The sequence below is a fragment of the Chryseobacterium indologenes genome (assembly GCF_018362995.1).
Classification (GTDB): domain Bacteria; phylum Bacteroidota; class Bacteroidia; order Flavobacteriales; family Weeksellaceae; genus Chryseobacterium; species Chryseobacterium indologenes_G.
In genome coordinates this window covers 3,991,762-4,018,366 of sequence record NZ_CP074372.1, presented here as the reverse complement: position 1 = coordinate 4,018,366, position 26,605 = coordinate 3,991,762, and the positions used below count along the sequence as shown (strand labels likewise).

Sequence of the window (26,605 nt, the reverse complement as noted above, 5' to 3'; positions counted from 1 at the left end):
ACCAAACGAATACTTAAAGTTTTACATTTGTAAAAAATTTCGACTTTGTATAAGAAACTATTAGGGCAGACAATCATCTATGGAGCGGGGGCTATAGCACCCAGAATTATTTTATTCATCCTGAATCCACTGTTGATCTATAAAATTCCCAATGAAGGTTTTGCGATTTTCACCCAGCTGTATGCGTGGATTTCTTTTGTTAATATCATTCTTTCTTTCGGTTTTGAAACGGCGTATTTCCGTTTTTCAGCGGAAGAGGATAATGAAAAAAGAACTTTCAATACTTCATTCTGGTTTTTGTTTTCAACGTCCACGGTTTTTCTTGCCTTGTGCTATTTGCTCAATCAGCCTATTGCAGATTATTTAGGTTATCATGATAATCCTGAATATATCAGGTGGTTTGCTTTGATTGCGTTTTTTGATAATTTACTCGTGATTCCGTTTGCCTGGCTCCGTTTTCATAATAAGCCTATCAAATATTCTGCTGTAAGAGTTATTCAGGCTATATTTCAGGCTGTTTTTACGGCGGCATTATTCTTCTGGATTCCGGAGAATATATCCAAAAGTTTTGGTTTGGGCCAAAATGTGGATTATCCGTTCTTCAGTAATCTGGCGGGAAGTGCTTTAGGAGTTTTATTACTCCTTCCTATTATATTAAAAGTAAGATTTCAGTTTGTGACCTCTTTGTTCGGGCGTATGATCAAATATTCTTTTCCGCTTATGCTGGCTGGTCTGGCTTTTATGGTCAATGAAAACTTTGATAAATCCATCCAGAGAAATCATATTTCAGATGAAGAAGCCGGTGCTTATGGTGGCTGCTATAAACTGGCCGTACTGATGACCTTGTTTGTCACGGCATACCGAATGGGTATTGAGCCTTTCTTTTTTAAACAGATGGATAAAGGCGATGCTAAAAAAACATATGCCAAAGTAGCAGAATACTTTTCCTTTTTTGCCTGTGCCGTAGCATTAGGAATTATCGCGAATATATCCTGGCTGAAAGAGGTTTTTATTCCCAACAAATCTTACTGGATCGCTATAGACATTATCCCGATCATTGTTATTGCCAATCTCTGCTTCGGAATATATTATAACTTTTCCACCTGGTATAAAGTAACGGACAGAACCAGTGTAGGAACTGTTATTTCGTGGCTCGGAGCAGGAATAAATATTGGCCTCAATCTTTTAGCCTTAACTTATTATCACAGTATGATCGGTTCTGCGTGGGCTACGTTCGGAGCCTATGTTATTATGATGATTGTATCCTATCTGCTGGGCCAGAAATACTATCCTATTCCTTACAGAATGAAGAAAATGTCTTTCTTTCTGATACTGCTTGGTGTTTTTAGCTTCATCATTGTAAAGTATCTCAACTATAATATTCTAACAAGTAATTTACTCTTTTTAATCTTTACCGGAATTTTGATTTATTCCGAAAAAAACCTGATTTTATCGAGAATCAGGAAGAATTAAACTTTGGTCTTTATTTTGCTTGTAAACAAACCTATTGTTAATTTAAACAATTATTTAAAAAGATATAAATCATAACTCCTCAAAGGTTTTAATTATTATCTTTAACCTAAATATTAAAAACAACTAATAAAACATCTTTTATACATATAATTTATGAAAATTATTGTCCCAATGGCTGGACGTGGTTCCAGATTACGTCCACATACACTGACAGTTCCAAAACCGCTTATTCCTATTGCAGGAAAACCTATCGTACAGAGATTGGTGGAAGATATTGCTAAAGTTGCAGGAGAAAATATTGAAGAGGTAGCTTTTATCATCGGAGATTTTGGTCCTGAGATCGAAAGATCCCTTATTCAGATTGCTGAAAAGCTGGGAGCAAAAGGAAGCATATATTATCAGAACGACCCTCTTGGTACCGCTCACGCCATCAAATGTGCTGAACAGTCTATGCAGGGAGATATCGTTATTGCTTTTGCAGATACTCTTTTCCGTGCAGATTTCCAATTAGACAAAAATTCTGATGGAGTGATCTGGGTAAAAAGCGTGGAAGATCCATCTGCTTTCGGAGTTGTAAAATTAGACAACTACGGTTTTATCACAGATTTTGTTGAAAAACCGACGACTTACGTTTCAGATCTTGCCATCATCGGTATTTATTATTTCAACAGTGCTGAAAAACTGCTGGAAGAGATCAACTATATCATGGACAATGATATCAAAAACGGAGGTGAGTATCAACTGACAACAGCACTTGAGAACCTTAGATCTAAAGGAGCGAAGTTTACCCTTGGAAAAGTAAACGACTGGATGGACTGCGGTAACAAAAATGCCACTGTAGAAACCAACAGTAAAATCCTTGAATATGAAAGAGAGGAAATGAAGAATCACCCTGCTTCTGCCGTGATTGAAAATTCTTTGATTATTCAGCCGTGCTTTATTGGTGAAAATGTAAAAATCTCCAACTCAAAAGTAGGACCCGGAGTTTCATTAGGAAACAATACAACAGTTGTTAATTCTAATATTGAAAACTCTCTGATTCAGGAAAACACCAGAATCAATCATGGAAACCTTTCCAATTCTATGATCGGTAATTCTGCACAATATTTCGGAGTAGCCAGAGAAATTTCTTTGGGAGATTATTCCGTTTTAGATTTTCTATCCAAATAAAAGAGTAGAAATTATTTAACTTAAACAAGATATCATCAGGCCACACAAAATGTTTTGTGTGGTTTGGCGTTAATATTGCACCGTATTTTTTTAATTAAAGATAAATACATGAAAAATTGGATTCCCCTTCTTTTACTGCTTCTTGTCCTATCATCCTGTAAGACCCGTACCAAAGTTCAAGATGGTACAGATCAGACACGGGACAGCATTGCTACAACATCAGATAAAGACAATAGAGATCCAAAAGATATAAACCAACCGGTGAGAGACAAACTCACTTTCTTTGAACATGTATTGATTCCACCAAAATTTGAACAGATCAAGATAGATAGTAAAGTTCGTGTAGAAACAGGAAGTTATGTTCCTACCCTGGATGCTACTGTTTATATTGAAAATGATAAAAAGGTGTGGATGAATCTCAGAGCATTATTCATCAATGCAGCCAGAGGTATTGCTACTCCTGAAGGAATAAAAGGCCAGGACAAGATCAATAAAACCTATATAGATTCTGACTTTGATTATCTTAATAATTTACTGAACGTTAATTTTATTGATTATAAATCTTTGGAGAAAATCCTTTTAGGAAGAACTTTTGTCAAAATAAATGACAGACAGTTTGATCTGACACAGAATGCACAGGGCTTCAAAATGGTTTCTAACATCAATCAGAAAATCACGACGGATGAAAAAAACAGGGAATATAAAATTGCACTTCAATATGACACTAATTACGATTTATTGTCCGTCAATTTAAAAGATATTCAGTCTTCAGACGAACTTGATGTTTCATATAGTGACTGGAATGAATATGAAGGAATCCGCCTTCCGAAAAATGTTAAAATAATTATAAAAGGCTCAAAATCTAGTCAGATCTTAATGGAAAATACGAAATTTGACTTTTCGAGGATGGAAACACCTTATGCTGTACCATCCAGTTATAAGAAAATTGAGATTAAATGATTAGAAAATTTAGCTTTTTAATAGGTGTTTTGATGTTTGGACTGCACCAGGGACAGCAGAACAAAGAACAGCTGCAGAAGCAGAATGCCGAACTTAAAAAACAAATTGCACAAATAAATTCCGATTTAGCCAAAACCAGAAGTGAATCTAAGCTTTCTATAGCCTATCTTTCCAGTGTAAACCAAAAGCTGGTTTTAAGAGAGAAGGTATATAATAATACTCAGAAAGAAAAAAGATTCATTGAGGATGATATCTATTTACGTCAGCTGGAAATCAACCGTCAGAATAAAGAACTGGCTGTATTGAGAAAAAACTATGCTGAGGTTTTGGTGAATGCTTATAAAAATAAAGGCGTACAGAACAAAGTAACTTTTATCCTTTCTGCCAAGAATTTAGGAGAAGCTATCCGTAGAGTACAGTACCTTAAACAATATTCAGATTATCAGGATAAAAAAGCTGCTGAAATTACAGATGCTGCCAATCTGATCAAAAAAACAATTGCACAAAGACAAAACTCTGTAAAAGAGAAAGCAAACCTTCTGGTAAACCAACAGAAGGATTTGGCGACGATTAATGCTGAAAGAGCTCAAAAAGAGCAATTGGTGACTGATTTTAAGAAAAACGAATCTAAACTGACAGCTGAACTTAAGCAAAAACAAGTTCAGTCTAAAGCATTGGAAGGACAGATCAGAGCTATTATTGCTGAAGAAATCAGAATTGCTAAAGCAGAGGAAGAAGCAAGAAGAAAAGCAGAAGCAGAAAAAATACGTTTGGCAAAACTAGCTGCTGAAAGAGAAAAAGCAAGAATTGAAGCGGAAGCTAAAGCAAGAGCAGAAGCCCTTGAAAGAGAAAGAAGACTTGCTGAGGCAGAAGCTAAGAGAGCAGCAGATCTGGCAGCAAAAAGAGCTGAAGAAGAAAGAAAACGTAGCGAAGATGCTGCCAAAGCAGAGGCCAATGCAAGAGATGAGTCCAGAAGAATAGCTGCTAAAAAAGCTTCAGATGAAGCTAACGCACGAGCTAAAGAAGCTGCTGATAAATTAACGGCAGCAAGAGCCGCAGAAGCTGCCCTTTCGAAGAGAAAAGAAGAAGATAAAAAAGCTGCTGAAACAAAGGCAATGACAAGCTACGGAGTTTCCACCGCTACAGGAAACAACTTTGTAGACAACAGAGGAAGACTTGGTTATCCTGCAGACAGAGCCGGACAAATCACACACCGTTTCGGAAGACAGCAACACCCGGTTTTCAAAAATATCTCTGAAGACAATACAGGTATTAAAATTTCCGTGCCTTCAGGTACACGTGCTAAATCTGTATTCCCGGGAACCGTATCTTCGGTTGTAGCGAGCAGTGATGGTACCAAAACCGTAATTATCAAACACGGAGGGTATTTTACTATTTATTCCAACTTATCCAATGCTAATGTTTCCAAAGGACAGCAAGTTTCATCAGGAACTGCGATAGGTACTATAGCTCAGGATTTTGATGGCGCTTATACCCTTGATTTCCAAGTATGGAACGGAAGTACACCAGTTGATCCATTAGGTTGGATTTCATATTAAAAAAAGTGTAACTTTGCAAAAATTTTACGAGATGAATACACTAACAATACTTGCCTTATCTTGGCAACATATCCTTATCGTAGCAATACTTTTAGTATTACTTTTTGGAGGAAAGAAAATTCCGGAATTAATGAGAGGAGTAGGTTCAGGAATCAAAGAATTTAAAGATGCAGTAAAAGAAGAAGACAAGCCAGGTTCTGAAAAGAAACCAACTTCGAACGATACTAATTCTCCAAGCAACTAAAATTCCATTAATGAAATTTACTGAGACTGCATGGAAAGTCTTCAATCAAGCTATTGAAGACTATCACGTGTCTGATGACGTTAACACTCTAATTAATAACCCGTTCGAAAAAGATACTTTGGAACGGATTTTGTATGCAAAGAACTGGATTGATACCGTTCAATGGCATCTGGAAGATATAATTAGAGATGAAAATATTGATCCGGCTGAAGCTCTTCAACTCAAGAGAACAATAGATGCTTCCAATCAGAAAAGAACTGATCTGGTAGAATACATTGACAGCTGGTTCCTTACTAAGTTTGAAAATATAACTCCTAAATCTGACGCAAAAATAAATACAGAAACTCCCGCTTGGGCAGTAGACAGATTATCAATTCTTGCATTAAAGGTTTATCATATGTCGTTAGAAGCGAATAGAGAATCTGCTTCTGAAGAACACAGAAACAACTGCCAGGCTAAACTGGATGTTCTGCTTACTCAGAAAGAGGACCTGTCAACTTCTATTAATCAGTTGCTTGCTGATATTGAAAACGGTAACGTTAAGATGAAAGTATACAAACAAATGAAAATGTATAATGATGAAAGTCTTAACCCAATCCTTTATCAAAAAGGGCAACAGAAATGAAACGACTAATTTTTCTTGGAGTACTTATCATATTAACATCTTCCTGCGCAACGGAAAAGCTAAATCTTTCCCCGTTGTCAAATAATTTTTATAGTGATACTAAAGGTTCTGATTCCGACAGAGGCTCAAAGAAGAATTTTAATATCAATGTTAAAGAAAATGTAAATGCTTCTGAAATTTCAAATATGATCTCCACTTTTCCCAAGTTTAAAAACAATGGATTGAATGATGAGGTCACCAGTTTGAAATATAGCCTTCAGAATTATTTATATGCTATTGATGCCAGTAATTCTGCCGGTAAAAGCAGAGCCCTTAAAAGCTTTGAAAAATCATACAAAAAAATTCAAAAGCTAAGACAGAATCTTGACAGAGATGACGATGAAGTTCTCAACAGATATCTGGTTCGTTTAAAAACCAATATCTCTGTTATTGAAGATGCTTTGCCAGGAAGTTAAAAACTAATTGAACTATCAATGATTAAAATTCAGGCGGAAGCCAATGTTCCTACAGAACACGGTACTTTCCGAATGATAGCTTTCTCCGAAAACGAAAATGACTGGATGCCTCATATGGCCATCGTTGCTGAAAATACAGATTTTTCAAAGCCTGTCAATGTTCGTTTCCATTCAGAATGTATTACCGGAGAAGTTTTCCATTCAAAAAAATGTGAATGCGGCCAGCAATTAGATGCTGCAATGAAATACATCCATGAAAACGGTGGAATTATCATCTACCTTCGCCAGGAAGGAAGAAACATCGGGATCATCAACAAGCTGAAGGCATACTCCCTGCAGGAAAAAGGTTTGGACACCGTACAGGCCAATCTTGAACTGGGACTTCCTGCAGACGACAGAAACTTTGGTGTAGCCATTGAAATCCTTAATCTGCTGGATGTAAAAGATATCAACCTTCTCACCAATAATCCTGAAAAGGTAAAATATGTGGTAGACAGCAATATTCACCTTAATTCAAGAGTACCGCTACAGATTCCCGCGAACGAAATAAGCAAAGGATATCTGCAAACAAAAAAAGATTTCTTTGGACATCTGTTGGATGACAATGATAACTAAATACAACAAAAGCTTCAGAAATTCTGAAGCTTCTTATTTTTATTATTACTGAAGAGATTATCATTTAAATTCAACACGCTCATTTCACACGTAAAGCACTCAAATAGGTCTTTAATTGATAATACTTATAATTCTATCCATCCTTTAACAAAATACCTGAATTATACCGCCAAAATCATTCATCGATTTGATAAGCGGTCATTAAAAATCAAAAGCCCCGAGATTTCTCCCGGAGCTTTTTTAATTATAAAAAACTGAAAAGATATTTCTAAATTATTTAGCCTTGATTTTAGACTCGTCAATATTGTAATATTTGATTACACTCTTATAATCATTGTAATCTACAGCAGTACCTTTTGCCATTTTTGCACCACCAGTTCCTGTTCCGTTTGCAGGAAGTATAAGAACTCTGAAATTTTTATTCTGGTAATATGATGGATTAGCTGTTAAGCTAAATGCAGCAGTTGAATTAATATTAATAGTAGCCGCAAATTTACTGAATTCAAAAATATAATCTACAGCATCATTATTTGGATTACCTACATAACGTGTATATGGAAGAAGTTTCCAGATAGGAGAACCTCCGTCTGTTCCAACCTGCATATAAATAAGAACCATATCGGACTGTACTAATGGGCTTTTAAAATCATCGCTCCATCTGTAAAGATTATCATCAATTTTAGTAAAACTAGGAGATATATCAAACGACTGGTTTATAGTATCATAATCTGTTCCCTGTACCACAGTGTCATCACTATTATCACAGCTATAAGCAGTAAACCCTACAGCGCCCAGGAATAAAAAGAGAAGTATTTTTTTCATTTCTTATTAAAGTTTAGTTATTATTTATATTGCGTATTCAAATCATATACCAAAAATCTCAAAAACTTTGTTTTCCTCATTTTTTTAATTGTATTTTTGTTCTTATTCAAAAAGTCATGAAGAAATTATTATATACTTCACTCTTTATTGCCGCATTGATAAGTCCTAAGGTGAACGCCCAATATCAGCCCAAAAATGCTTCTAAGGAAGATTTGAAAAAGGCTCAGCACTGGGTTGACAAAACCTATAAAAATCTTTCTCAGGATGAAAAACTAGGACAGCTTTTTATTGTGGCACTTTATACCAATAAAGGTGAAGATTATATCAGCCAGGTAAGAAATATTGTTGCAAAAGATAAAATAGGCGGTCTGATCTTAATGCAGGATGATGCCGCAAGGGAAATCAATCTGGTCAATGAATTTCAGCAGAAATCAAAAGTTCCTTTGATGATTGGTATGGATGCAGAATGGGGGCTTTACCAGAGAATAGCCACTGCTCACAAATTTCCATGGGCCATGACATTGGGCGCTATTCAGGATAAAAACCTTGTGTACCAGATGGCCGCAAAAATTGCTGAGGATTGTCACAGAATGGGAATCAACTGGGATTTTGCTCCTGTAGTGGATGTAAATACCAATCCTAATAATCCGATCATCGGTAACAGAAGTTTTGGTTCTGAAGTAGATAATGTAATCAGCTCTGCCCTATCCTATTCTAATGGTCTTCAGGATAACAATATTTTAGCAGCAATTAAACATTTCCCGGGACACGGAGATACCAGCACAGACTCACACCTTGATCTTCCTGTAGTTTCCCACTCTATGGAAAGGCTTAACACAATAGAACTGGCCCCCTTCAAAGCTTTGATGAATAAAGGAATCGGAGGAGTAATGGTTGCCCATTTATATGTTCCAAGCTTAGAATCAGGAAAAGGAATTCCTGCTTCTGTTTCTAAAAATATCATTACCGGATTACTTAAAGACAAACTGGGTTATAAAGGTTTAATCATTACTGATGCTTTAAACATGGGTGCTGTAGCCAATAAATACAAACCAGGCGAACTGGACGCTATGGCTTTTAAAGCAGGAAATGACATTATGCTTTTCTCACAAGGTGTTTCTGAAGGCAAAAAACTAATTCAGAAAGCCATTGATAAAGGAGAAATTCCTCAATCTAGAGTAGAAGAAAGTGTGAAAAAAATCTTATTAACCAAGTATTTCCTTGGCCTTACGCAATACACACCAAAAAATCCGGAAAACATCAATGCAGATTTAAATAATAATTCTCATATCCAGCTGGTACAGAATCTTTATTCCAATGCGCTGACTTTATTAAAGGATGAAAAGAAATTACTTCCTCTTGCAGGAAAGCAGATTTACTATGTTCCTTTGGAAGAAGCCCCTTATCAGACTTTTGCCAGCAGATTGGGAAACAATGTAATCATTAAAAAAGCAGGTGAAATAAATACTATTCCAGCGGGATCAACAGTAATTGTAGGTTTCCATAAAGATAATTCCACAGCTTACAAACCTTATAAAGTTTCAGCAGAATCCAAGCAGGTGCTTTCTGATCTTACCAAAAATCAAAATGTAATTCTGAATGTATTCGGAAGCGCTTATGCATTAAAGGACATTGATATTTCAAAAGTTTCAACGGTTCTTGTTTCTTATGAAAACAATGATGATTCTATGAACGCTGCAGCTGATGCTTTAAACGGAAAAACAAAAATATGGGGAAAACTTCCTGTGCTGGTTAATGATCAGCTGAAACCAGGAATGGGGATTGATCTTAATGCAGTTACCTCAGCAAATACCAAATAATACAACATCAAAACAACAATAATCTAATGAAAATAGGCATACTTTGCTATCCAACCTATGGAGGAAGCGGAATTGTAGCAACAGAATTAGGAATGTCCCTTGCCAATAAAGGATATGAAGTACATTTCATCAGTTCTGCACTTCCTGCAAGATTAGACATTACCAATCCGAACATTTTCTTCCACAGAGTAAATGTTCAGACCTATCCGCTTTTCCAGTATCAGCCTTATGATATTGCGTTAAGCTCAATGATCTACAGGGTTGTCAATCTATACAAACTGGATCTTCTTCATGCACATTATGCCATTCCGTATGCATATGCAGCTTTTACGGCAAAGCAAATGCTTCAGGAAGACAATAATGATATTCCATTGGTAACTACACTGCACGGTACAGATATTACCCTTGTAGGCCAGCACCCGAGTTATAAACATGCTGTAGAATTTTCCATCAACCAGTCAGATGCTATTACTTCGGTTTCTGAAAGTCTGAAAAAAGATACGCTTCAGTTTTTTAACATCAAAAAAGAAATTCAGGTGATTACCAATTTTATTGATAATTCTGAATTTGATGACTGTACTGAGTGCCAGAGAACACAGTTTGCCAATCCTGATGAAAAGATCCTGATTCACGTATCCAACCTTCGCCCTGTAAAACGTGTGGATGAAGTTCTCCAGATCTTCAAAAATGTAGAGAAAAAAGTAAAATCCAAACTGATTATCATTGGTGAGGGTCCTGATATGGAAAAAGTCAATCAGTTTTTAGAAGAAAATCCGGATCTTATCTCGAAAATCCGTCTTTTAGGAAAGGTGAATGATCTTTATAAAATCTTACAGCTTTCTGATGTATTTCTTCTTCCTTCCGAGCAGGAAAGTTTTGGTCTGGCAGCTTTGGAAGCGATGGCCGCTTATACTCCGGTAATCAGTTCCAATGCAGGGGGAATTCCTGAAGTGAATATTCAAGGAGAAACAGGATATCTTGCTGAAATCGGAAATGTGGAGGCTATGAGCAACTACACCATCAAACTGTTGAGCAATGATGAACTTTTAACCAAAATGAAGCAAAACGCGAAAGATCAGGCTATAAAATTCGATTTGAAAAACATTCTTCCTATTTATGAGAAAATGTATAGAACGACTATAGAAAACTTTAATAAGAAGCTGACGAAAGTATAATATTTCTATTATATTTATCGTCACACTTATGACGGAAAAATTACTTCAATATCTTTGGAACTATAAGGTTTTCAAAAATTTTAACTTCAAGGATATTGAAGGAAATTCCGTTGACATCATCCATTTTGGAAAATGGAATAAAAATGCCGGCCCCGATTTTCTGGATGCTAAAATCAAAATCAACGGCTTACTTCTCGCAGGAAATATAGAACTGCATGTTCGTTCCTCAGACTGGATTTTCCACAATCATTCCCAGGATCCCAATTATCAGAATATTATTCTGCATGTTGTACTTCAGCATGACCTAGACATTCAAGAGCTTACCGGAAAACAGGTTCCAACATTGGAACTGAAAAATCATATCGATGAAAATATCATATTGAAATATGAAAAGCTTATTAATGGAAATGAATTTATTCCCTGTGAAAAAATATTTGACCCTCAAAAATTGCCCGTTAACTTCCATGAAGAGAATATCCTGAAAAAACTGGACGAAAAATCTGAAGAACTTGAACAGAGTTTAATCCGATATAAAAATAATTTTGAAGCCGTTTTATTTCACAGTTTTGCTTATTCATTCGGATTAAAAGTCAATGCCCATATTTTCCGGCAGATTGCTGAAAGTGTGGATTACAGTATTATCAATAAAATCCGCCAGAATCCCCTTCAGCTGGAAGCTTTATTATTTGGAATTTCGGGATGGCTCGAGGATCCGAAAGATGGACAGATGAAAATATGGAAAAGAGAATTTGATTTCATTAAAGCCAAATTTTCGATTTCAGATCTGAAGTTTCATCCTAAGTTTTTAAGGTTAAGACCGCCCAATTTTCCTACAATCCGATTGTCTCAGCTGGCAGACCTTTATAAACATCAGCATTTATTTTCTAAGATCATGGAAGCCAGAAATTCGGATCAGCTGTATAATATTTTTAAATCTATAAAAGCCTCTGAATACTGGGACTGTCATTTTAATTTCGGAAATATTTCAAAAGTACAGCCTAAAACATTAAGCAAGGATTTCATTGATCTTCTTATTTTAAATACTGTCCTTCCTTTAAAATATACTTATCACAGATATCATCGTGAAGAAAATGCAGATGAAATTATTGAGCTATATAAAACTGTTTCTCCTGAAAAAAATACCATCATAACAAGCTGGAAAAAAATTGGACTCAATATTACCAATGCTTTGGAAAGCCAAAGTCTGATCTATCATCATAAAACTTATTGTGAAGAAAAAAACTGCTTAGCGTGCGGGATTGGATTTAAACTTTTAAAAGAATAATTCTCTTTATAGATAGCAACATACAAAAACCTTATCAAAAAAAATCCTTAACTTGCAGTATTGGATTTAAACTTTTAAATAACAATCTGGAAATGCTGAGTAATATCCGTCATAAAATGGAAAGAGAGTGGTTTGGTGTACTGACAAGAACGGGTGCCAAGCTGGGAATTCCAGTTTCAAAATTGAGAATTTTCTTTATCTACTCTACTTTTGCCACAGCCGGCTTCTTCTTTCTGATCTATTTGGGATTGGCGTTCACCCTTTGGATTAAAGATATTTTTATCACCAGAAGACCTAGCGTCTTTGATTTATAAATTATGGAATTTTTACCGATCACAACTGCTGAAGATGATAGAGTTCAGGAAATCTATACTTCTTACACCACTACTTTTCCTGTAGATGAGCAACGAGATAAAGAACAGTTTACAGGCTTATTTTCTAATCCGCATGTAAAGTTTATGTCTGTTATTCATGAATCGGAGGCTATTGGCTACCTCATCTTGTGGGAGCTTAGTAACTTTGTTTTTGTGGAGCATTTTGAAGTATTTGAAGCATTCAGAAGTAAAAAACTGGGTTCTCATATCATCAATCATATCTCAGAAAACTATCCGGGTGTTATTTTAGAAATTGAACCCGCAGATTTGAGTGAAGATGCTGCAAGACGGTATTCTTTTTATCAAAGAAATAACTTCAACCTGATTGATGACACTCATATTCAGCCGAGCTATGGTGAAGGAAAAAAGTCTTTGAACTTATGGCTGCTTGCTAATTATACTCCTGAAAATGTGGAGGAAGCTAAAAAAGAAATTTACGATATTATTTATCATTAAAAATATAAAACGCCGGAATCTTTCTCCGGCGTTTATTGTTTATCTTTTTCCACAAAGTTTTTAAACACTTAATTTTCTGTAGTTTTGAACTGTTCTATTAATTTACTTCGTATTCCAGTTTTATTGTAATGCTTGCTTCTTTTTCTTTGGATGAAGTATTGAAAGTACCTCCATAGGAATAATCTTCATTAGAATTGGGTGCTGTAATCTGGATCACCCCCATTGTTGCTTTCTTTAGATTTCCCAAGCTGCTTCCCGAGTTTTCAGCAATTTTTTCAGCACGTTCTTTGGCATCTTTTGTTGCACTGGCAATCATTTCCTGTTTTACGGTAGCCAGTTTGGTATAAAAATAAGCTGGTGAAGATGAAGTGAATTCAATTCCACGATTGATAATTTCCGTAATATTTCTGGAAAGATTTTCTATTTTGCCAACTTCTTTACTTTCAATAGAGACTTTTTGGGTAAGATTATAACCGGAGAATTCGCCCTGGACATAGTTTCCATTGGCATCATTATAACTTCTGAACTGTTTTTGAATATCCACGGAAGAAAATACAATCCCTTTCTGCTGTATTCCTTTTGAAAGCAGATAGTCATTGATGACTTTTCTGTCTGTCGCCAGCTCATCATAAGCCGATTTCAGATCAGCATTATTTTTGGAAAAACTTCCGGACCAGGTGATCAGATCCGACGTAAACTGTTTTGTGCCGAGACCTGTTACAGAAATTGTATTTTCAGATTTGTTTCTGTTTTTAATGGCATTTCCTAAAAACCCGAGCCCGATTACAAAACCCAGCGCGGCTATAGCTACTGCAAGAATGTTTTTATTCATAAAATTTGTGAATTTGGGTTGTTGTTACATTGAAAACTGTATCAATTACCATTCCAATATTTTAAGATTTCTTTAACATTTAAACTACTTTTGATTCTCTTTCAATCTTTGTATAAAAAGAGGTACCGTTTCTTCTAATCTCAACATTACGCCTGAAAGATTTTTTGCTCTCACATACGTTCGTACCTGAGGCTTTGCTAAAAATGAAAACTGTATGAATTCTGAAATTCTGTCGGCAGGAATTCCGGCTTTTACAAAGTAATCATCCTCAATCCTGTCCCGAATCCAGGCCACATGTTCCTGAAGATCATCATATCTATATTGTCTTTTCTGCCTTCTGGCCTTCCCGCTTATCAGATCATAAACTCCCTGAACATTCAGATTTCCTAAGAGTATCGGCAAAAGAACACTTTTCACTTCGGCCGGCTTTTCTCTCATTTTTCCCACAGGCTGCGGAAGTCCTACTGCATCTCTTACCTGCTCTCCTTTATCTACTTTTGCCACAATCCGGGAATCTGTTTCCAGATCTCCTGTAAGTTTTTTTACGATCTTTACTTCCCCTACATCTCTCGGAATCTGATAAAGTGTAATGAACAACGGAGGATTAATACCATTGATAAGAACTCTTCTGGACGTTCTGTTGAAATCTTCTTTTACAAACCGAAGTTCATCATTAGGATTGGCTTCTATAGAAAACACACCCTCTGAATCAGAATATACTTTTTTGTCGGAAGACATGTTGATAACAATCACTTTACTCAGGTTTTCCCCATTATCATCCACTATCCGTCCCGTTACTGTCTGTTGAGAAAAAATAAAAGTACTGCACAGAAGCATAAGGAAAAGAAGAAATTTTCTCTGCCTAGATGTTTCAATATTTTCAGTCATATACCCCAACTTTTATTATTCTTTAGTTCCTTCTAATTTATTCATTTTACTGTATTCCCCGAATGCTATTTTAAGCTCATATTCTACAACACTTATTTGAAAATCCTTCCTGTATCTTTTGGCCAGTGAACGTGTCTTTTCTGCATAGAGGAGAAAGGTATCTATCTGCTCCTCATCCATTCCGTATTTTTTCAGGAAATTCAAATTAACCTGAGTTTTTACTCTTTTAAGGAAATCCTGAGTTTCGTTATAATTCGCTTTGGTAATTTTAGGTTTTGTTACCTTCTTTACCAGGCCTGATACAGCATTAAATACGCCAAACAGGTTTACCTGCCCCACATTGTAATCGTGTCCGGTAAAAGTTTTAGAAATAGCATTGGTAGGCAAAGGCTGATTAAGCGGACTTCTCATATAATCCTCCATATCTGATTTTAATGACTGAAGCTTTCTTGATTCATTCAAATGCTGATTATCTTTTGCTAAATTTCCTGTAGGCTTATAGGTGATTTTCACTTCAGGAATCTGGATTTCCATTCTTTTGAGAATAATATTCAATGGAGAATTCATTTCTTCACTGGTAATCTTCTTATCAACACGGTAATATCCTTCTTTAACAAATCTGATCTCATCATTTTCTTTTGCTTCAATCTCAAATTTCCCGGACATATCACTTAACATGCTTTTACCTTGTGAAATATTGACAACGAGTACTGGAGTTAAGTCCAGTTCATTTCCTGTGATCACTTTTCCCGATATCTTTTGCTGTGCCCATAATCCCGAAGTGATACAAAAAAGCACAAGGAATAAAAATCTTCCGGTATAACTCATCTCCATCTATCTTTTAGTTTGTGGAGCGCGGTAAGATGAAATTCTTGTCAGAACAAAACGTTGGAACCTGTTCAGATCTGCATCACTACAGAATCCATATTTCAGTATTTTTTTTCTTTCAAAACCGCCTGCTAAAACATAGTAAATAAAATGGTCTATCAGAGGCTTTTCGATCTTAAGATTGGTAAAATAATCATCGCCTAAACTTGCTCTGATGTATTTCATCAAATCTACATCATCCCATTTGTCTTTCACCTTTCCTATAAAGAATCCCTGCCCTTTAGGCTGTACAAACTCTCCGGGTTTTGCCGCCAATATTCTCGGGTCAGATTTCTTAGCCATATATTGGTCCATATCTTTGAGCAGCTTTTCAACCTTTTTAGGCTTGTTGTAGAGCTTTGAATCTATTTTCAGGTTTCCGGTAAGGCCTTGCTTTACTTCCACTTCAGGAATCTGAATGGTTTGGCGGACAAGGGTTATATTCATAGGAGACTGTATATTTTCCTGAGAAACTTTCCTCATGAGCCTTTCATATCCTGCTTTTATAAAACGTAATTCATCCCCCTGTTTTCCGGAAATCATAAAATGGCCGTCTCTGTTTGAAAGTACAATTTCATCAGTACGGATATTGATTACATTCACGTCTTCCATTTCAGCACCGTTTTCAGAAGTAATCTTTCCGAATATATAACTTTGGGCATGGGTATGGATAAAAAGAATAAAGGAGAAAAAAAAGAATAGTTTGAGTTTCACTGGCTGTTTTTTATAGAGCAAAGCTAAAATTATTTTTAATGTATACCATAAGTTTAACCACAGTTAACGCGTTTTAATATTTCTTTTTGATTTTTGCCTTCTAAACTGTTAAATAGCCTGATTAAATTGTTAAAGTTTCTTTTAAATTTTAGCTAACTTGCAGTCTCAATTCTCTTTTTACAATGCAAAATTCTTACACAGTCATCAATGCTTCTGCCGGATCCGGGAAAACCTATGCCCTGGTACAAAGGCTGTTGATGATCTGTCTCCGCTATCCTAATCAACAGCAGTCGATCAGGAATATTCTCGCTCTGACTTTCACCAATAAGGCAGCCAATGAGATGAAGGAAAGAATTTTATCCTGGCTGGGAAATTTCTCCGCTAAAGATTATGCTGAGAATACGGATCTGAAAAATATCCAGAAAGCTTTTGAAGAACAGGAGTTAAAAATTACGATTGATGAACTTCATGACCGTTCTAAGAAATTATTGGATTATGTTCTCCACAATTATTCCACATTGAATATCGGAACTATTGACCGTTTTAATTCAAGGCTGGTAAGAAGCTTTTCTTATGAACTGGGACTGGCTAAAAATTTTAATCTTGAAATTGAAGCTGAACCCTTTTTGATAGAAGCGGTTGATAAAATGCTGGATCAGATCGGGGAAAATGAGACAATCTCCAATTCTTTCATGGATTATGTAGACTACAGTCTTGAAAATAATGAAAGAATTAATCTTAACAAAAACCTTTATGATTCTGCAAAAGAATTTGTAAAGGATATTCACTATGAGCATCTGAAAAGCAATAAAAGTTTTGACGATGCCAATTATGAGAAGATAAAGAATACACTTCGTAAAGAAATTGTTCTCAATAAAAAACAGTCCGCAGAACTTGCGGCCAGCTCTATTGAATTATTCAAATCCAGAAATATTGATATTGAAGATTTTGCTCAGGGTAAAAACGGAATCGGAGGTTTTTTTACAAAGGTTATAGATTTTTACCAGCAGAAAAGACCCGGGTTTCCTTTTCCCACCACACAGGAAGAGTCTGTTGTCAACAATTACAGAAAGGGAGCCTCTTCAAAATCAAAACATAAAGAATCTGAGATCTTCGAGATTCTTGACCAACTTCTTGATCACAGAATGAAACTTATCCTTCTGTACATTGAGACCCAGAAGAAAGAGAAAGTTTTGTCTGCTCTTCTTCCTTTAAAGGTAAATAAGGATATTCAGGATGAACTTCAAAAAATTGAAGAGGAAAATGATCTTGTTCTTCTTTCTAAATTTAATATCCTGATCAATGAAAATCTTAAAAATGAACCTTCTGCTTTTATTTACGAAAAAGTAGGAGCGCAGTTTCAGCATTATTTCTTTGATGAGTTTCAGGACACGTCAGAGCTCCAGTGGCAAAATTTTGTTCCGCTGAGAGATCATAGTGTTTCTACAGAGTATACTTCATTTACTTTGGTGGGAGATCCCAAGCAGAGTATTTACAGATTCCGTGGTGGAGAAAGTAAACTGATGCTGGATATTATCAACAAAAAAGAATTTTCACCGAAGGAAGCCGATCTTCTTGTGTTAAAGGACAACTGGAGAAGTGCCAGAAATATTGTGAAGTTCAATAATGAGCTGTACCGATTCCATTCTGAAGGTCTTTTGGAAGAACATAAAAATATTTTCGGTGAAGATGCTGAGCAAAGTCCAAAATCAAAGTTTGACGGACGTGTAAAGGTGAACCTGATCGACAATCTTACGAATGAAGACTTTTACAATGATACTTCAGAAAGAATGCGGAAAGATATCCAGGAATGTCTGGATAATGGCTTTAAGTTTTCTGACATTACGATTCTCTGTCGTGGAAATTTTGATATTTTCAGCTACTCTCAAAAACTGGGAAGTTTAAAAGTTCAATATCGCAGTGGGGAAACGAATATTAAAACAATTTCCGATAAAGGTCTTACACTGGAGCTTTCCAATACGTTAAAGGCTGTGATTGAATTTCTGCGATGGGAACTTAATCCTAAGAATAAGCATTGCCTGATCATGATGATGTATCACCTGAATACACTGGGAAAAATTCATATGCCGGATTTCACTTTGGAAATGAAAGAAATTCTGGATATTGAGGGCCATGAAGAAATACTTCAGTTTATTCAGCAAAAATATTCGCTGCAGCTTAAGCAGGATAATTTCCCGAGGTTTAATCTGTATAATTTCATAGAATATTACATCAATGAATTTTCTGTTGAAAAGAAAGAGACCGACTTTTTACTGAATTTCCTGGAAATGCTTTTCAACTTCACCCAGAATGCGGGTGCCAGTACGAAAGAGTTTTTGAAATATTGGGACGAAGAAGCTTCTTCTTACACCATTCAGGCTTCGGAAAACATTGATGCGATCCAGATCATGACTATCCACAAGTCTAAAGGACTGGAATTTCCTATTGTTTTTATTCCTATGATGAACAAAAACCGGGATAATGAATTTACCAACTGGTTTGATACGAATGAAAATGAAGCTTTAAAATCGGTGAACATCAATCAGTTTAATAAGAACCTGGAAGTTTATGATGAGGAAATCCTGTTTTTCAACAGTACAAATTCTTATAAAAACATGATTGACAGGTTATGTCTGCAATATGTTGCGACCACCAGACCTGTTGAACAGCTGTTTTTCTATCTTCAGAAAGCCAATAAGACCTCTAATAATCTTGAGCTTCTGGAATTCCTTCAAACAAAAAATCAGGAACAGGCTGATGAGTTTGATGTGTATGAAGTGAATCCTGAAATGCTGAAAAAATACTCGAAAGATAAAAGTTCATCTTTTAAAACGCAGAATATCCAGAATCTGAAGAATGTCAATGAAAAAAGTACTTCTATCAAGATTGCTACGCCGTCTAAAAACTACCAGGTACGGAATGAAAAAGTAAGAATCGGGCTATTTGTTCATGAACTTTTATCAAAAATCAATACTGAAAAAGATATTTCAAAAGTACTGGAAGGTTACGCTCTGGAAGGACAGATTACGCTTGAGGAAAAAAATGAAATACAGCTCACTTTAGAAGAGATTGTGAAAAAATATGCGGAATTCTTTGATGAAAAATGGGAAGTGACCAACGAGAAAGATATTATGATCTCTGAAAATGGGGAAAGCCATATCTTCAGGCCTGACCGTATTTTAAAAGGTGAAGAAGGGTATATCATTGTTGATTTCAAGACTGGTGAACAAAAAACTAAGGACGAGGCACAGGTGGAAGGTTATAAAAACATACTTGAACGTCTGGGTAAAAAGGTTCTTAAAACTCAGATTATCTATCTATAAATATTCCAATCCTAAAAGTTTAATTCTTTTGTTTTTAATGGATTTTCAGATAAAAATAAAAACCGCTATTCTATTGAAAAGCGGTTTTATATTTTAAGAAGTTTAAGTCTTAAGCCGTCGTAGCAGGAACAAATACTCTCTGAGACAATTCCTGATCAAAAAGGTATAGTGCAGATGGATTATCGCATACCATTTTGATTTTCGTTACGTATTGGGAAGCACTGGCTTCTTCTTCTACCTGTTCGTTGATAAACCACTGCAGGAATGACGTTGTTGCAAAATCTCCTTCATCGTTTGCATTTTTTACAATATTGAAAATACTTTTAGTTACTATTTTCTCATGTGCCAAAGCTTTCTCAAAAATATCCGTAGCATTTTCGAACTCATGTGGAGGTTTTGGAATTTCTCCGATGATAATTTCCCCGCCTACATCATTCAAATAATCAAACATTTTATCTGCGTGCATTAATTCTTCTTTGCTCTGTACTCTGAAATAGTTGGCAATTCCATCCAGATCTTTTCCGGAAAACCATGCAGACATTGAAAGATAATATTGAGCGGCGTATTGTTCGTGGGCAATTTGTTCGTTGATTAATTTTGCAATTTTTTCGCTAACCATAAGTATTAAATTTATAGTCAAAAATAGGGAATAAAAGCCCGAAATCAAAAGTTTTAAAGAAAATTAATACAAAAAGGATGGAAAAAAATCCATCCTTAACACATTAAAAAACTAAAATTACAGGCTGTTATTTTACATCAGCAGCTCCAGTATTCATCGGCTTTTTCATCATTCTTCTTTCTTTCATTGCCATCTTCATTTTTTCTGCTTTTGCTTTTCTGTCAGCCTGCCATTTATCATATTGTTCAGGGTTTAGAATTTTCTCCATGTCAGCATCCATTTGTGCTCTTTTGGCCATCATCTCCTGCATCTTAGCTTGTCTGTCTCCTTTATTTTTTTCGAACTCAGCTTTCCTTTCAGCATTTCTTTTCTCCTGAAGGTCTTTTATCTGAGCTACCTGAGACTGGTTCAGATTAAGGTCTTTTTGCATTTCTGCAAGACGTTCCTGTTGTTTCTGCTCCATTTTTTGCTTCATTTCTACGGCTCTTGCCTGTCTGTCCTGTGGAGTTGTAGTCTGTTGCGCCATGGCAAAACTTCCCATTCCGATAAATGCTATTGCTAAAACTAATTTTTTCATCTTTTTAAAATTTAATTAATTGTTATTTTGTTATTATACCTTTTTGATTATTAATTAAAACACAAGTTAAATTAACAAATTCATAAATAATGTTAAATTTTAACTAAAATAAATTAGTGAAACAACAAAAAAAGGACAGATTATAAAAACCTGCCCTTCACACCACTTAAATATAATATATGAAAATTAATTCTTTACTAAGCTTCCTCTAAAGCCTCCGTTATTCCCACGGTTATGCTGGCTTGGAGCAGAACTTTCAGATCTTTGTCTGGAGCCTCCTCCATTTCCTCTAAATCCGCCGTTATCTTCTCTTTTCGGAGCTTCTCTTCTCACTTCACTGTTTCCTCTGAAACCGCCTCCATTACTAGTTCTGAATCCTCCATTATTGTCGGAATTTCCACGGGTTCCTCCATTGTCAGAATTCCCTCTGAATCCTCCATTGTTACTTCTGAAGCCACCGTTATTGTCAGTGTTTCCTCTATTTCCGCCATTACTGCTTCTAAAGCCGCCGTTATTATCACGGAAACCACCTGAGTTATCGGTTCTCGTATTTCTGAAACCATTACCTCCTCTGTTGTCTCTTCTGACAAGATCAAAAGTAGGGTTATCCATTCTACGGAATCTTGATCTGTCTACTCTGTAAATATTGATATTGATATTTCTATATCTTGGCATTACAGTATATCTCGGCACATAATATGATCTTCTGTAATTCTGGAAATAGACAACAGGACTTGAACCTCTGTAATAGTTATTTTGGAAAACAACAAATACTCTTGGTCCTAAAATTCTTTCCAGTGCATAAAATCTGTCATAGTACCATCTGTCCGGATTATATCGGTAGAAATTATCCCACGCCGTAAAACTTGCATACAGATTATTAAGTCTCATGATCTGGTCTACCTGCCAGCGGCTTAATCTGTTCTGTACGAAAAATCCGTTCCAGTCGATATTAATGATACTTCCTCTGTAGTCGTTATAATAGCTTTGATAATAATCACTTGGATAATAATCCTGAGGATAATTGTAATAATAATCGTCAGGGAAATAATTTCTGTCATCTTCATCGCTGTAATAGCCTTCTCCATTCTGATAATAACCATCATCACCCCAACCATTGTTCGGATACTGCTGAGCTGCCGTCAAAACGCCCAACCCAAAAGCTAATCCTAAAAATATTTTTTTCATCTCTATAGTCGTTAATTGGTTAATATATAGCAGAATATCTTAATTCTATCTTTTTGATACAAATAAAAAAAAGAAGTTAAATCATAAGATCAAACTTCTTTTAAATTATTTACAACTAACTGATAATCAGATGTTAAATTTACATTCTACCACTATCTTTTATCCAAAAAGCTATCTTTTCATTGAAAGATTTTTTCTGTTTAAGGTCTTCCAGCTTTATATGCATTCTATAACGCCAATAATGTGGAAAAACCGCAGGATTGTTAATTCTTTCATTATCAATGTTCCTATTAGTAAGTTCAGCATCAGTTGCCAGAAACTCCTGAATCGGGAAAATAGTCAGCATAGCTTCGTTATATAAATGCTGCTTCATGATGATCTCTGCAAGATGAGGGCTCAAGTCTGCTGGGGCTTTACCGTACTGTATCAACTGCTGGTTGAAATATTTTTGGGTAAGGGCAGGATCTTCTTTCCACCACTGTCTCAAGGTAGAGCTGTCGTGTGAAGATGCTGTTACTACATTCATATAGTTGGCATGCTTAGGATTATAGAACGGAATATTTTCAGAAGGCATTCGCTGTACTTTCAAAGCGATGATAGCCAATTCGTCCATTACAACCGGTACACATGCAGGAACCATTCCCAGGTCTTCCCCGCAGATCAGCATTTTGGTAGCATTCAGGATAACGGGAAGTTTTTCCATCGCTTTTTCAGACCAGAGGTGATCCTGTCTTCTGAAGAAATAATCGTGATACAGATCATAAATGTTTTTCTGCTCCAGTTCGGGAAGATGTTTGTAAGATTCTGTATTGTATACATTGAACCTTGGGTGATAAACTGTTTTCCCGTTTCTCTCTTCTGGTAAAAACAAAACATTGGCACACAGAGCGATCAATTGTTCTTCAAGCGGACCGTATGATTTTTTCTTAAAGAAATCAGTCAGTTTTCTCTGGGTATCAAACTCTTCTTTGAACGCATAGGTTCCGTCCACATTGCGGTTCATAAATTCAAGAGCTTTTCCGCTATCTTTTCCAAAATAGTCCCATAAAACCTGATTGTTGATAAAAGGCTTGCAATACCTGTCAAAATTAAACGGAATCTGCCAGGCTTTAAATTCCTCCGCTACTATAGGAACAGCCGGATAAAAGTACCCTAAAATCCCTTGTACGGCAGAAACAGGCATTCTCCATATTCTGAAGAAACCAAGAATGTGGTCAATCCTCATAGCATCGAAATACTGTTCCAGTGCTTTGAATCTGTTTTTCCACCATCTGTAATCATCTGCTTTCATGGCTTCCCAATTGTAAGTTGGGAATTCCCAGTTTTGTCCCAGTTCAGTAAATTGATCGGGGGGTGCACCTGCCTGAAAATCCATCCCGAATAATTCCGGCTCTGTCCAGGCTTCTACGGAATATCTGTAAATTCCGATCGGAAGGTCTCCCTTCAACGAAATTCCCAGGTTATGAGCGTAATCAACAGCATCCTTCAGCTGTACATGCAATTGATACTGTACCCATGCATGAAGCATAGAGGAATCATAATCTTTACTTTTCGTTGTAAAAAACTGTAAGATTTTTCCTGCAATATATTTTTTATGGGTTTTCCACTCGTTAAAATTAGGTGTCTTATATTTGTCCCTCAATACACAGAATGCAGAATAAGGAACAAGCCAATATTCATTATCCTTGATGAATTTTTTGAAGTTTTTGTCTTTGTAGATTTTATCTTTCTCCGCATAGAAAACAGCGGTAAGATATTTCCACTTACCTTCGATCATTTTTTCATAATCAATCAGTTCCAAAGCATTTAACTCCTCTTTTTCAATCAAATACAATTCAACTAATTCTTTCGGTAAAGAATAATCAAGCTTTTCTATAGAGATATATTGTGGATGCAGGGCATAAACAGATACTGCTGCATAAGGATAAGAATCCGTCCATGAATAATTCGCTGTTGTATCATTGATCGGAAGAATCTGAATAATACCAAGATTCGTTTCTTTTGTCCAATCTGCTAATTTTTTAATATCTGCAAATTCTCCTACCCCAAAGCCATCTTCACTTCTCAGAGAGAATACTGGAACAGCAACGCCGGCATCATGATACATCTGATATCCTTTGAATCTGAAATAATGATTGGAAACAATCTGCAGAACATCACTTAACGGATTAGCAACCGTAAACCTGTTTTCTCCGGTTTCCACATCAATGACTCTGTTTTCTTTGATATCGTAAATACAATATTTGAATTGGATCAATTCATCCTCCGGAATTTCTACAGAAGCTTCCCACATTCCGAAATCTGTCTGATGCAGGTGAATAACTTTTTCGTAACTCCAGTTTCCTAAGGATCCGGTGCTTCCAAAGAGCACAATTCTCCAATCCGGATTATAGATAGGGGCTTCTATCCGGAATAAATGGGTATGTTTTTTTAAAACCGTTATTTTTTCGGGAACAAAATCATGCAGCCTATTGTAAAGGATTTTATTGTTTAAATAGTTTTCTGGAAAATTTTTGTTATTCCATTCGTCAAAAACTATAAACTCCTTATAATTATGGGGAAAACTAAGATGATGCGGAACAAATTCCTCTCTTAATACATTGCCTTTTTCATTAACTACCCGGTATTGGTAAGAAATGGATTTTGAGAAATTGTCAACTTCACATTTCCAAACTCCATTGTCAGCATAAAACATAGTATGGATATGTACTGCAGCTCCTTCTTCACCAATGACCAACTGCAAACTTTCTCCAGCCTTTACAATATATCCTACATTAAAGTATAGTTTCATCTATATTTTTTTATAAAAGTACATTATAATATCGAAAAATAAAACTTATTGAATATCAAATAATCATTAAAAAACCTTCTCAAACTGATTTGAAAAGGTCTTTATATTCTTAATGATATTTTGTAATTATCTTATTACGAGAATCTTTTTATTGAATATTGCTTTTCCAAATTCATCAGTAATATTTACTATATAAGCCCCACTCACCAACCCTTTAAGATATACTTTCTCATCCAGTGAAGTATCTTTTACAGACAGATCCTGAGTCATTACATTTTTACCTGACATATCGAAGATATTCAGTTTAATATTACCTTTCACATTCTTATTAGCATGAACATTGATATAATGCTCATCTACCTTTGTAGGATAAATATCCAGGTTAGCTGCCACAGCATTGATATTCGAAGCTTTATCATTCACAAAATATTTACTTGCCAAATCATAAATATGCAGCCCCTGTTCTCCCGGAAGCTGTTTTGCCTGTAAAGTTGAAAGATCTACCTCATATAAGGCTGCTCCTTTTGCACTTGCAATCACTACTTTACCCTGAGCGTTTACAGCCGATCCGTTAACAGAATAATTATCCGGAATTCCGGCAATTTTACCAACGAACTTAGCTTTCAACTCTTTTGTCAGAACCTTGAAAACATTTCCTGAAGCTGCGAAGACATAGAAATTATTATCTGCATCAGCTATCATATCTCCGCCAAACCCAGTTTCCATAGTGGTAAATGAATTTCTTCCGTTAGAAGGATCATCTTTAATAATGCCCAAATCATTTACTGCATATTGTCCACTTTTTTTACTGATTTCCAAAAACTGTGTTCCGGCATTATTCACAGCATAAACATTTCCATTATAGCCTGTTGCCATTCTTGTAATATGAGAATTGATATCACATGATGATACTCTGGCAACTGTATTTTCTACCAATGTGATCTCCTTAGTCTGTGGATTTAAAACATAGATATTAGACGAAAACATAGGCATATACACCAAATTATTATTCGAAGAATCATAAGCCAGTGCAGCCATCGTTATGGCTTGAGAATTACTGTATGAGCTTTTATCTTCAGCTACAATACCTCTTCTGTTCTGTGAAAAGACCTTCGCTGAAGAATCGGCCGTAAAAATTTTCTCTCCGGAAGTTCCATTAACCGCATCAATGGTACGGAAATCATTGAAAGTGATACTCTGAGTCTGTTTTCCAGCAATCGCAAAGAAATCTTGCTGTGCCTGTACATTCACACCGAATAACAATAAAAATAGAGGGAATAAATGTTTTTTCATGCTATATATTTTTAGATTCGTAATCATTTTGATATTACTAAGTTACACAATTTTCAAGTTAAAAAAACAAAAATCCCGGGTATTTGAATAAAGTTGATGATAAATTAATGAAAGTACAGCTGCTATGAGTTATTTCTCCACCCTGCAAAATCAGTTTTATTGTAGTTCAGGCTATATAAATGATTAATCGTCTACATATTTCAGGAGCATTCTCCCGCTATCCATTCATACTCCTCACGCCATCACGCTCCCACACTCAAACCCACCTGCTCTCTAACCCAAGTTGCGGGGTAACCATTACTATCGGGGCTAGGGAAGACGAATTATGAATTATAAATGATGAGTTATGAATGATGAGTTTCGGGTTATTGGGTTACGGGTTTCGAGTTTCTATGCAGAAAAGGAACATTGGTGTTGAATTTTCATATTCCTGGTTTCTATGTAAGGTGGTTAGTGAGTATAAATCTGTATTCCCATTGT

The 26,605-nt window shown here is 35.8% G+C and carries 24 protein-coding genes; 14 read left to right on the top strand and 10 right to left on the bottom strand.

Going from position 1 to position 26,605, the window contains the following annotated elements:
* The first annotated feature begins 45 nt into the window (after positions 1-45).
* The 8 genes from DYR29_RS18175 to ribA all read left to right on the top strand — a co-directional run bounded on the left by DYR29_RS18175 (position 46) and on the right by ribA (position 7,101).
* Positions 46-1,473: an oligosaccharide flippase family protein gene (locus DYR29_RS18175; RefSeq protein ID WP_213277958.1), complete on the top strand. Its 1,428-nt coding sequence runs from the start codon at positions 46-48 to the stop codon at positions 1,471-1,473.
* 153 nt (positions 1,474-1,626) lie between these two features.
* Positions 1,627-2,643 (top strand): sugar phosphate nucleotidyltransferase, encoded by a 1,017-nt coding sequence (locus DYR29_RS18170; RefSeq protein WP_213277957.1) that lies wholly within the window; start codon positions 1,627-1,629, stop codon positions 2,641-2,643.
* 108 nt (positions 2,644-2,751) lie between these two features.
* Positions 2,752-3,603 carry a DUF4292 domain-containing protein gene (locus DYR29_RS18165; protein WP_213277956.1) on the top strand — a complete coding sequence of 284 codons (852 nt, stop codon included), beginning with the start codon at positions 2,752-2,754 and terminating at the stop codon, positions 3,601-3,603.
* Positions 3,600-5,162, top strand: a complete 1,563-nt coding sequence (locus tag DYR29_RS18160; RefSeq protein ID WP_213277955.1) for a peptidoglycan DD-metalloendopeptidase family protein — start codon at positions 3,600-3,602, stop codon at positions 5,160-5,162. Before DYR29_RS18165 ends, DYR29_RS18160 begins: the two co-directional genes overlap by 4 nt.
* Positions 5,163-5,193: 31 nt before the next feature.
* On the top strand, positions 5,194-5,406 hold the full coding sequence (locus DYR29_RS18155; RefSeq protein WP_047420295.1) for a twin-arginine translocase TatA/TatE family subunit: 213 nt from the start codon (positions 5,194-5,196) through the stop codon (positions 5,404-5,406).
* A gap of 10 nt (positions 5,407-5,416) precedes the next feature.
* Complete coding sequence (locus DYR29_RS18150) at positions 5,417-6,031, top strand: DUF4254 domain-containing protein (protein ID WP_047420296.1); 615 nt, start codon at positions 5,417-5,419, stop codon at positions 6,029-6,031.
* On the top strand, positions 6,028-6,486 hold the full coding sequence (locus DYR29_RS18145) for a hypothetical protein (protein WP_142719677.1): 459 nt from the start codon (positions 6,028-6,030) through the stop codon (positions 6,484-6,486). Before DYR29_RS18150 ends, DYR29_RS18145 begins: the two co-directional genes overlap by 4 nt.
* Before the next feature lie 18 nt (positions 6,487-6,504).
* The gene (gene ribA / locus DYR29_RS18140; RefSeq protein WP_034695719.1) at positions 6,505-7,101 is read left to right on the top strand and encodes a GTP cyclohydrolase II; all 597 of its coding nucleotides are present in this window, start codon (positions 6,505-6,507) and stop codon (positions 7,099-7,101) included.
* 273 nt (positions 7,102-7,374) lie between these two features.
* Here ribA and DYR29_RS18135 read toward each other — a convergent pair whose 3' ends face one another.
* The gene (locus DYR29_RS18135) at positions 7,375-7,923 is read right to left on the bottom strand and encodes a hypothetical protein (protein WP_213277954.1); all 549 of its coding nucleotides are present in this window, start codon (positions 7,921-7,923) and stop codon (positions 7,375-7,377) included.
* 116 nt (positions 7,924-8,039) lie between these two features.
* Between DYR29_RS18135 and DYR29_RS18130 the strand changes: the two genes are divergently transcribed.
* From DYR29_RS18130 to DYR29_RS18110, 5 genes are all read left to right on the top strand, one after another.
* Positions 8,040-9,743, top strand: a complete 1,704-nt coding sequence (locus DYR29_RS18130; RefSeq protein WP_213277953.1) for a glycoside hydrolase family 3 protein — start codon at positions 8,040-8,042, stop codon at positions 9,741-9,743.
* A gap of 26 nt (positions 9,744-9,769) precedes the next feature.
* Entirely contained in the window at positions 9,770-10,918 is a 1,149-nt protein-coding gene (gene bshA / locus DYR29_RS18125; RefSeq protein WP_213277952.1) for an N-acetyl-alpha-D-glucosaminyl L-malate synthase BshA, read from the top strand.
* 28 nt (positions 10,919-10,946) lie between these two features.
* On the top strand, positions 10,947-12,203 hold the full coding sequence (locus tag DYR29_RS18120) for a DUF2851 family protein (protein ID WP_213277951.1): 1,257 nt from the start codon (positions 10,947-10,949) through the stop codon (positions 12,201-12,203).
* A gap of 92 nt (positions 12,204-12,295) precedes the next feature.
* The gene (locus tag DYR29_RS18115; protein WP_034695702.1) at positions 12,296-12,517 is read left to right on the top strand and encodes a PspC family transcriptional regulator; all 222 of its coding nucleotides are present in this window, start codon (positions 12,296-12,298) and stop codon (positions 12,515-12,517) included.
* A gap of 3 nt (positions 12,518-12,520) precedes the next feature.
* Entirely contained in the window at positions 12,521-13,033 is a 513-nt protein-coding gene (locus DYR29_RS18110) for a GNAT family N-acetyltransferase (RefSeq protein ID WP_213277950.1), read from the top strand.
* A gap of 97 nt (positions 13,034-13,130) precedes the next feature.
* Here the strand turns inward: DYR29_RS18110 and DYR29_RS18105 are convergent, their stop codons facing one another.
* The 4 genes from DYR29_RS18105 to DYR29_RS18090 all read right to left on the bottom strand — a co-directional run bounded on the left by DYR29_RS18105 (position 13,131) and on the right by DYR29_RS18090 (position 16,334).
* Positions 13,131-13,865 (bottom strand): SIMPL domain-containing protein, encoded by a 735-nt coding sequence (locus tag DYR29_RS18105; RefSeq protein WP_213277949.1) that lies wholly within the window; start codon positions 13,863-13,865, stop codon positions 13,131-13,133.
* Between the two features lie 84 nt (positions 13,866-13,949).
* Positions 13,950-14,753 (bottom strand): carboxypeptidase regulatory-like domain-containing protein, encoded by an 804-nt coding sequence (locus DYR29_RS18100; protein ID WP_249413533.1) that lies wholly within the window; start codon positions 14,751-14,753, stop codon positions 13,950-13,952.
* A gap of 15 nt (positions 14,754-14,768) precedes the next feature.
* Positions 14,769-15,587, bottom strand: a complete 819-nt coding sequence (locus tag DYR29_RS18095) for a hypothetical protein (protein WP_213277948.1) — start codon at positions 15,585-15,587, stop codon at positions 14,769-14,771.
* Complete coding sequence (locus DYR29_RS18090; protein ID WP_213277947.1) at positions 15,588-16,334, bottom strand: hypothetical protein; 747 nt, start codon at positions 16,332-16,334, stop codon at positions 15,588-15,590.
* Positions 16,335-16,516: 182 nt separating this feature from the next.
* On the opposite strand from DYR29_RS18090, the gene DYR29_RS18085 reads away from it, so the two are divergent.
* On the top strand, positions 16,517-19,657 hold the full coding sequence (locus DYR29_RS18085) for a UvrD-helicase domain-containing protein (protein ID WP_213277946.1): 3,141 nt from the start codon (positions 16,517-16,519) through the stop codon (positions 19,655-19,657).
* A gap of 109 nt (positions 19,658-19,766) precedes the next feature.
* Here DYR29_RS18085 and DYR29_RS18080 read toward each other — a convergent pair whose 3' ends face one another.
* The 5 genes from DYR29_RS18080 to DYR29_RS18060 all read right to left on the bottom strand — a co-directional run bounded on the left by DYR29_RS18080 (position 19,767) and on the right by DYR29_RS18060 (position 26,125).
* Positions 19,767-20,276 (bottom strand): ferritin, encoded by a 510-nt coding sequence (locus tag DYR29_RS18080; protein WP_047374012.1) that lies wholly within the window; start codon positions 20,274-20,276, stop codon positions 19,767-19,769.
* A gap of 127 nt (positions 20,277-20,403) precedes the next feature.
* Positions 20,404-20,853, bottom strand: a complete 450-nt coding sequence (locus DYR29_RS18075) for a hypothetical protein (RefSeq protein WP_213277945.1) — start codon at positions 20,851-20,853, stop codon at positions 20,404-20,406.
* Positions 20,854-21,039: 186 nt separating this feature from the next.
* Positions 21,040-22,041 (bottom strand): hypothetical protein, encoded by a 1,002-nt coding sequence (locus tag DYR29_RS18070; RefSeq protein ID WP_213277944.1) that lies wholly within the window; start codon positions 22,039-22,041, stop codon positions 21,040-21,042.
* Between the two features lie 139 nt (positions 22,042-22,180).
* On the bottom strand, positions 22,181-24,832 hold the full coding sequence (locus tag DYR29_RS18065; protein WP_213277943.1) for a 4-alpha-glucanotransferase: 2,652 nt from the start codon (positions 24,830-24,832) through the stop codon (positions 22,181-22,183).
* A gap of 126 nt (positions 24,833-24,958) precedes the next feature.
* Positions 24,959-26,125: a T9SS type A sorting domain-containing protein gene (locus tag DYR29_RS18060; RefSeq protein ID WP_213277942.1), complete on the bottom strand. Its 1,167-nt coding sequence runs from the start codon at positions 26,123-26,125 to the stop codon at positions 24,959-24,961.
* Positions 26,126-26,605: the final 480 nt, after the last annotated feature.

Coding starts and splice junctions, on each gene's coding strand:
- DYR29_RS18170 (WP_213277957.1), top strand. CDS start 1,627: ATGAAAATTATTGTCCCAATGGCTGGACGTGGTTCCAGATTACGTCCA.
- DYR29_RS18165 (WP_213277956.1), top strand. CDS start 2,752: ATGAAAAATTGGATTCCCCTTCTTTTACTGCTTCTTGTCCTATCATCC.
- DYR29_RS18160 (WP_213277955.1), top strand. CDS start 3,600: ATGATTAGAAAATTTAGCTTTTTAATAGGTGTTTTGATGTTTGGACTG.
- DYR29_RS18155 (WP_047420295.1), top strand. CDS start 5,194: ATGAATACACTAACAATACTTGCCTTATCTTGGCAACATATCCTTATC.
- DYR29_RS18150 (WP_047420296.1), top strand. CDS start 5,417: ATGAAATTTACTGAGACTGCATGGAAAGTCTTCAATCAAGCTATTGAA.
- DYR29_RS18145 (WP_142719677.1), top strand. CDS start 6,028: ATGAAACGACTAATTTTTCTTGGAGTACTTATCATATTAACATCTTCC.
- ribA (WP_034695719.1), top strand. CDS start 6,505: ATGATTAAAATTCAGGCGGAAGCCAATGTTCCTACAGAACACGGTACT.
- DYR29_RS18135 (WP_213277954.1), bottom strand. CDS start 7,923: ATGAAAAAAATACTTCTCTTTTTATTCCTGGGCGCTGTAGGGTTTACT.
- DYR29_RS18130 (WP_213277953.1), top strand. CDS start 8,040: ATGAAGAAATTATTATATACTTCACTCTTTATTGCCGCATTGATAAGT.
- bshA (WP_213277952.1), top strand. CDS start 9,770: ATGAAAATAGGCATACTTTGCTATCCAACCTATGGAGGAAGCGGAATT.
- DYR29_RS18120 (WP_213277951.1), top strand. CDS start 10,947: ATGACGGAAAAATTACTTCAATATCTTTGGAACTATAAGGTTTTCAAA.
- DYR29_RS18115 (WP_034695702.1), top strand. CDS start 12,296: ATGCTGAGTAATATCCGTCATAAAATGGAAAGAGAGTGGTTTGGTGTA.
- DYR29_RS18110 (WP_213277950.1), top strand. CDS start 12,521: ATGGAATTTTTACCGATCACAACTGCTGAAGATGATAGAGTTCAGGAA.
- DYR29_RS18105 (WP_213277949.1), bottom strand. CDS start 13,865: ATGAATAAAAACATTCTTGCAGTAGCTATAGCCGCGCTGGGTTTTGTA.
- DYR29_RS18100 (WP_249413533.1), bottom strand. CDS start 14,753: ATGACTGAAAATATTGAAACATCTAGGCAGAGAAAATTTCTTCTTTTC.
- DYR29_RS18095 (WP_213277948.1), bottom strand. CDS start 15,587: ATGGAGATGAGTTATACCGGAAGATTTTTATTCCTTGTGCTTTTTTGT.
- DYR29_RS18085 (WP_213277946.1), top strand. CDS start 16,517: ATGCAAAATTCTTACACAGTCATCAATGCTTCTGCCGGATCCGGGAAA.
- DYR29_RS18080 (WP_047374012.1), bottom strand. CDS start 20,276: ATGGTTAGCGAAAAAATTGCAAAATTAATCAACGAACAAATTGCCCAC.
- DYR29_RS18075 (WP_213277945.1), bottom strand. CDS start 20,853: ATGAAAAAATTAGTTTTAGCAATAGCATTTATCGGAATGGGAAGTTTT.
- DYR29_RS18070 (WP_213277944.1), bottom strand. CDS start 22,041: ATGAAAAAAATATTTTTAGGATTAGCTTTTGGGTTGGGCGTTTTGACG.
- DYR29_RS18065 (WP_213277943.1), bottom strand. CDS start 24,832: ATGAAACTATACTTTAATGTAGGATATATTGTAAAGGCTGGAGAAAGT.
- DYR29_RS18060 (WP_213277942.1), bottom strand. CDS start 26,125: ATGAAAAAACATTTATTCCCTCTATTTTTATTGTTATTCGGTGTGAAT.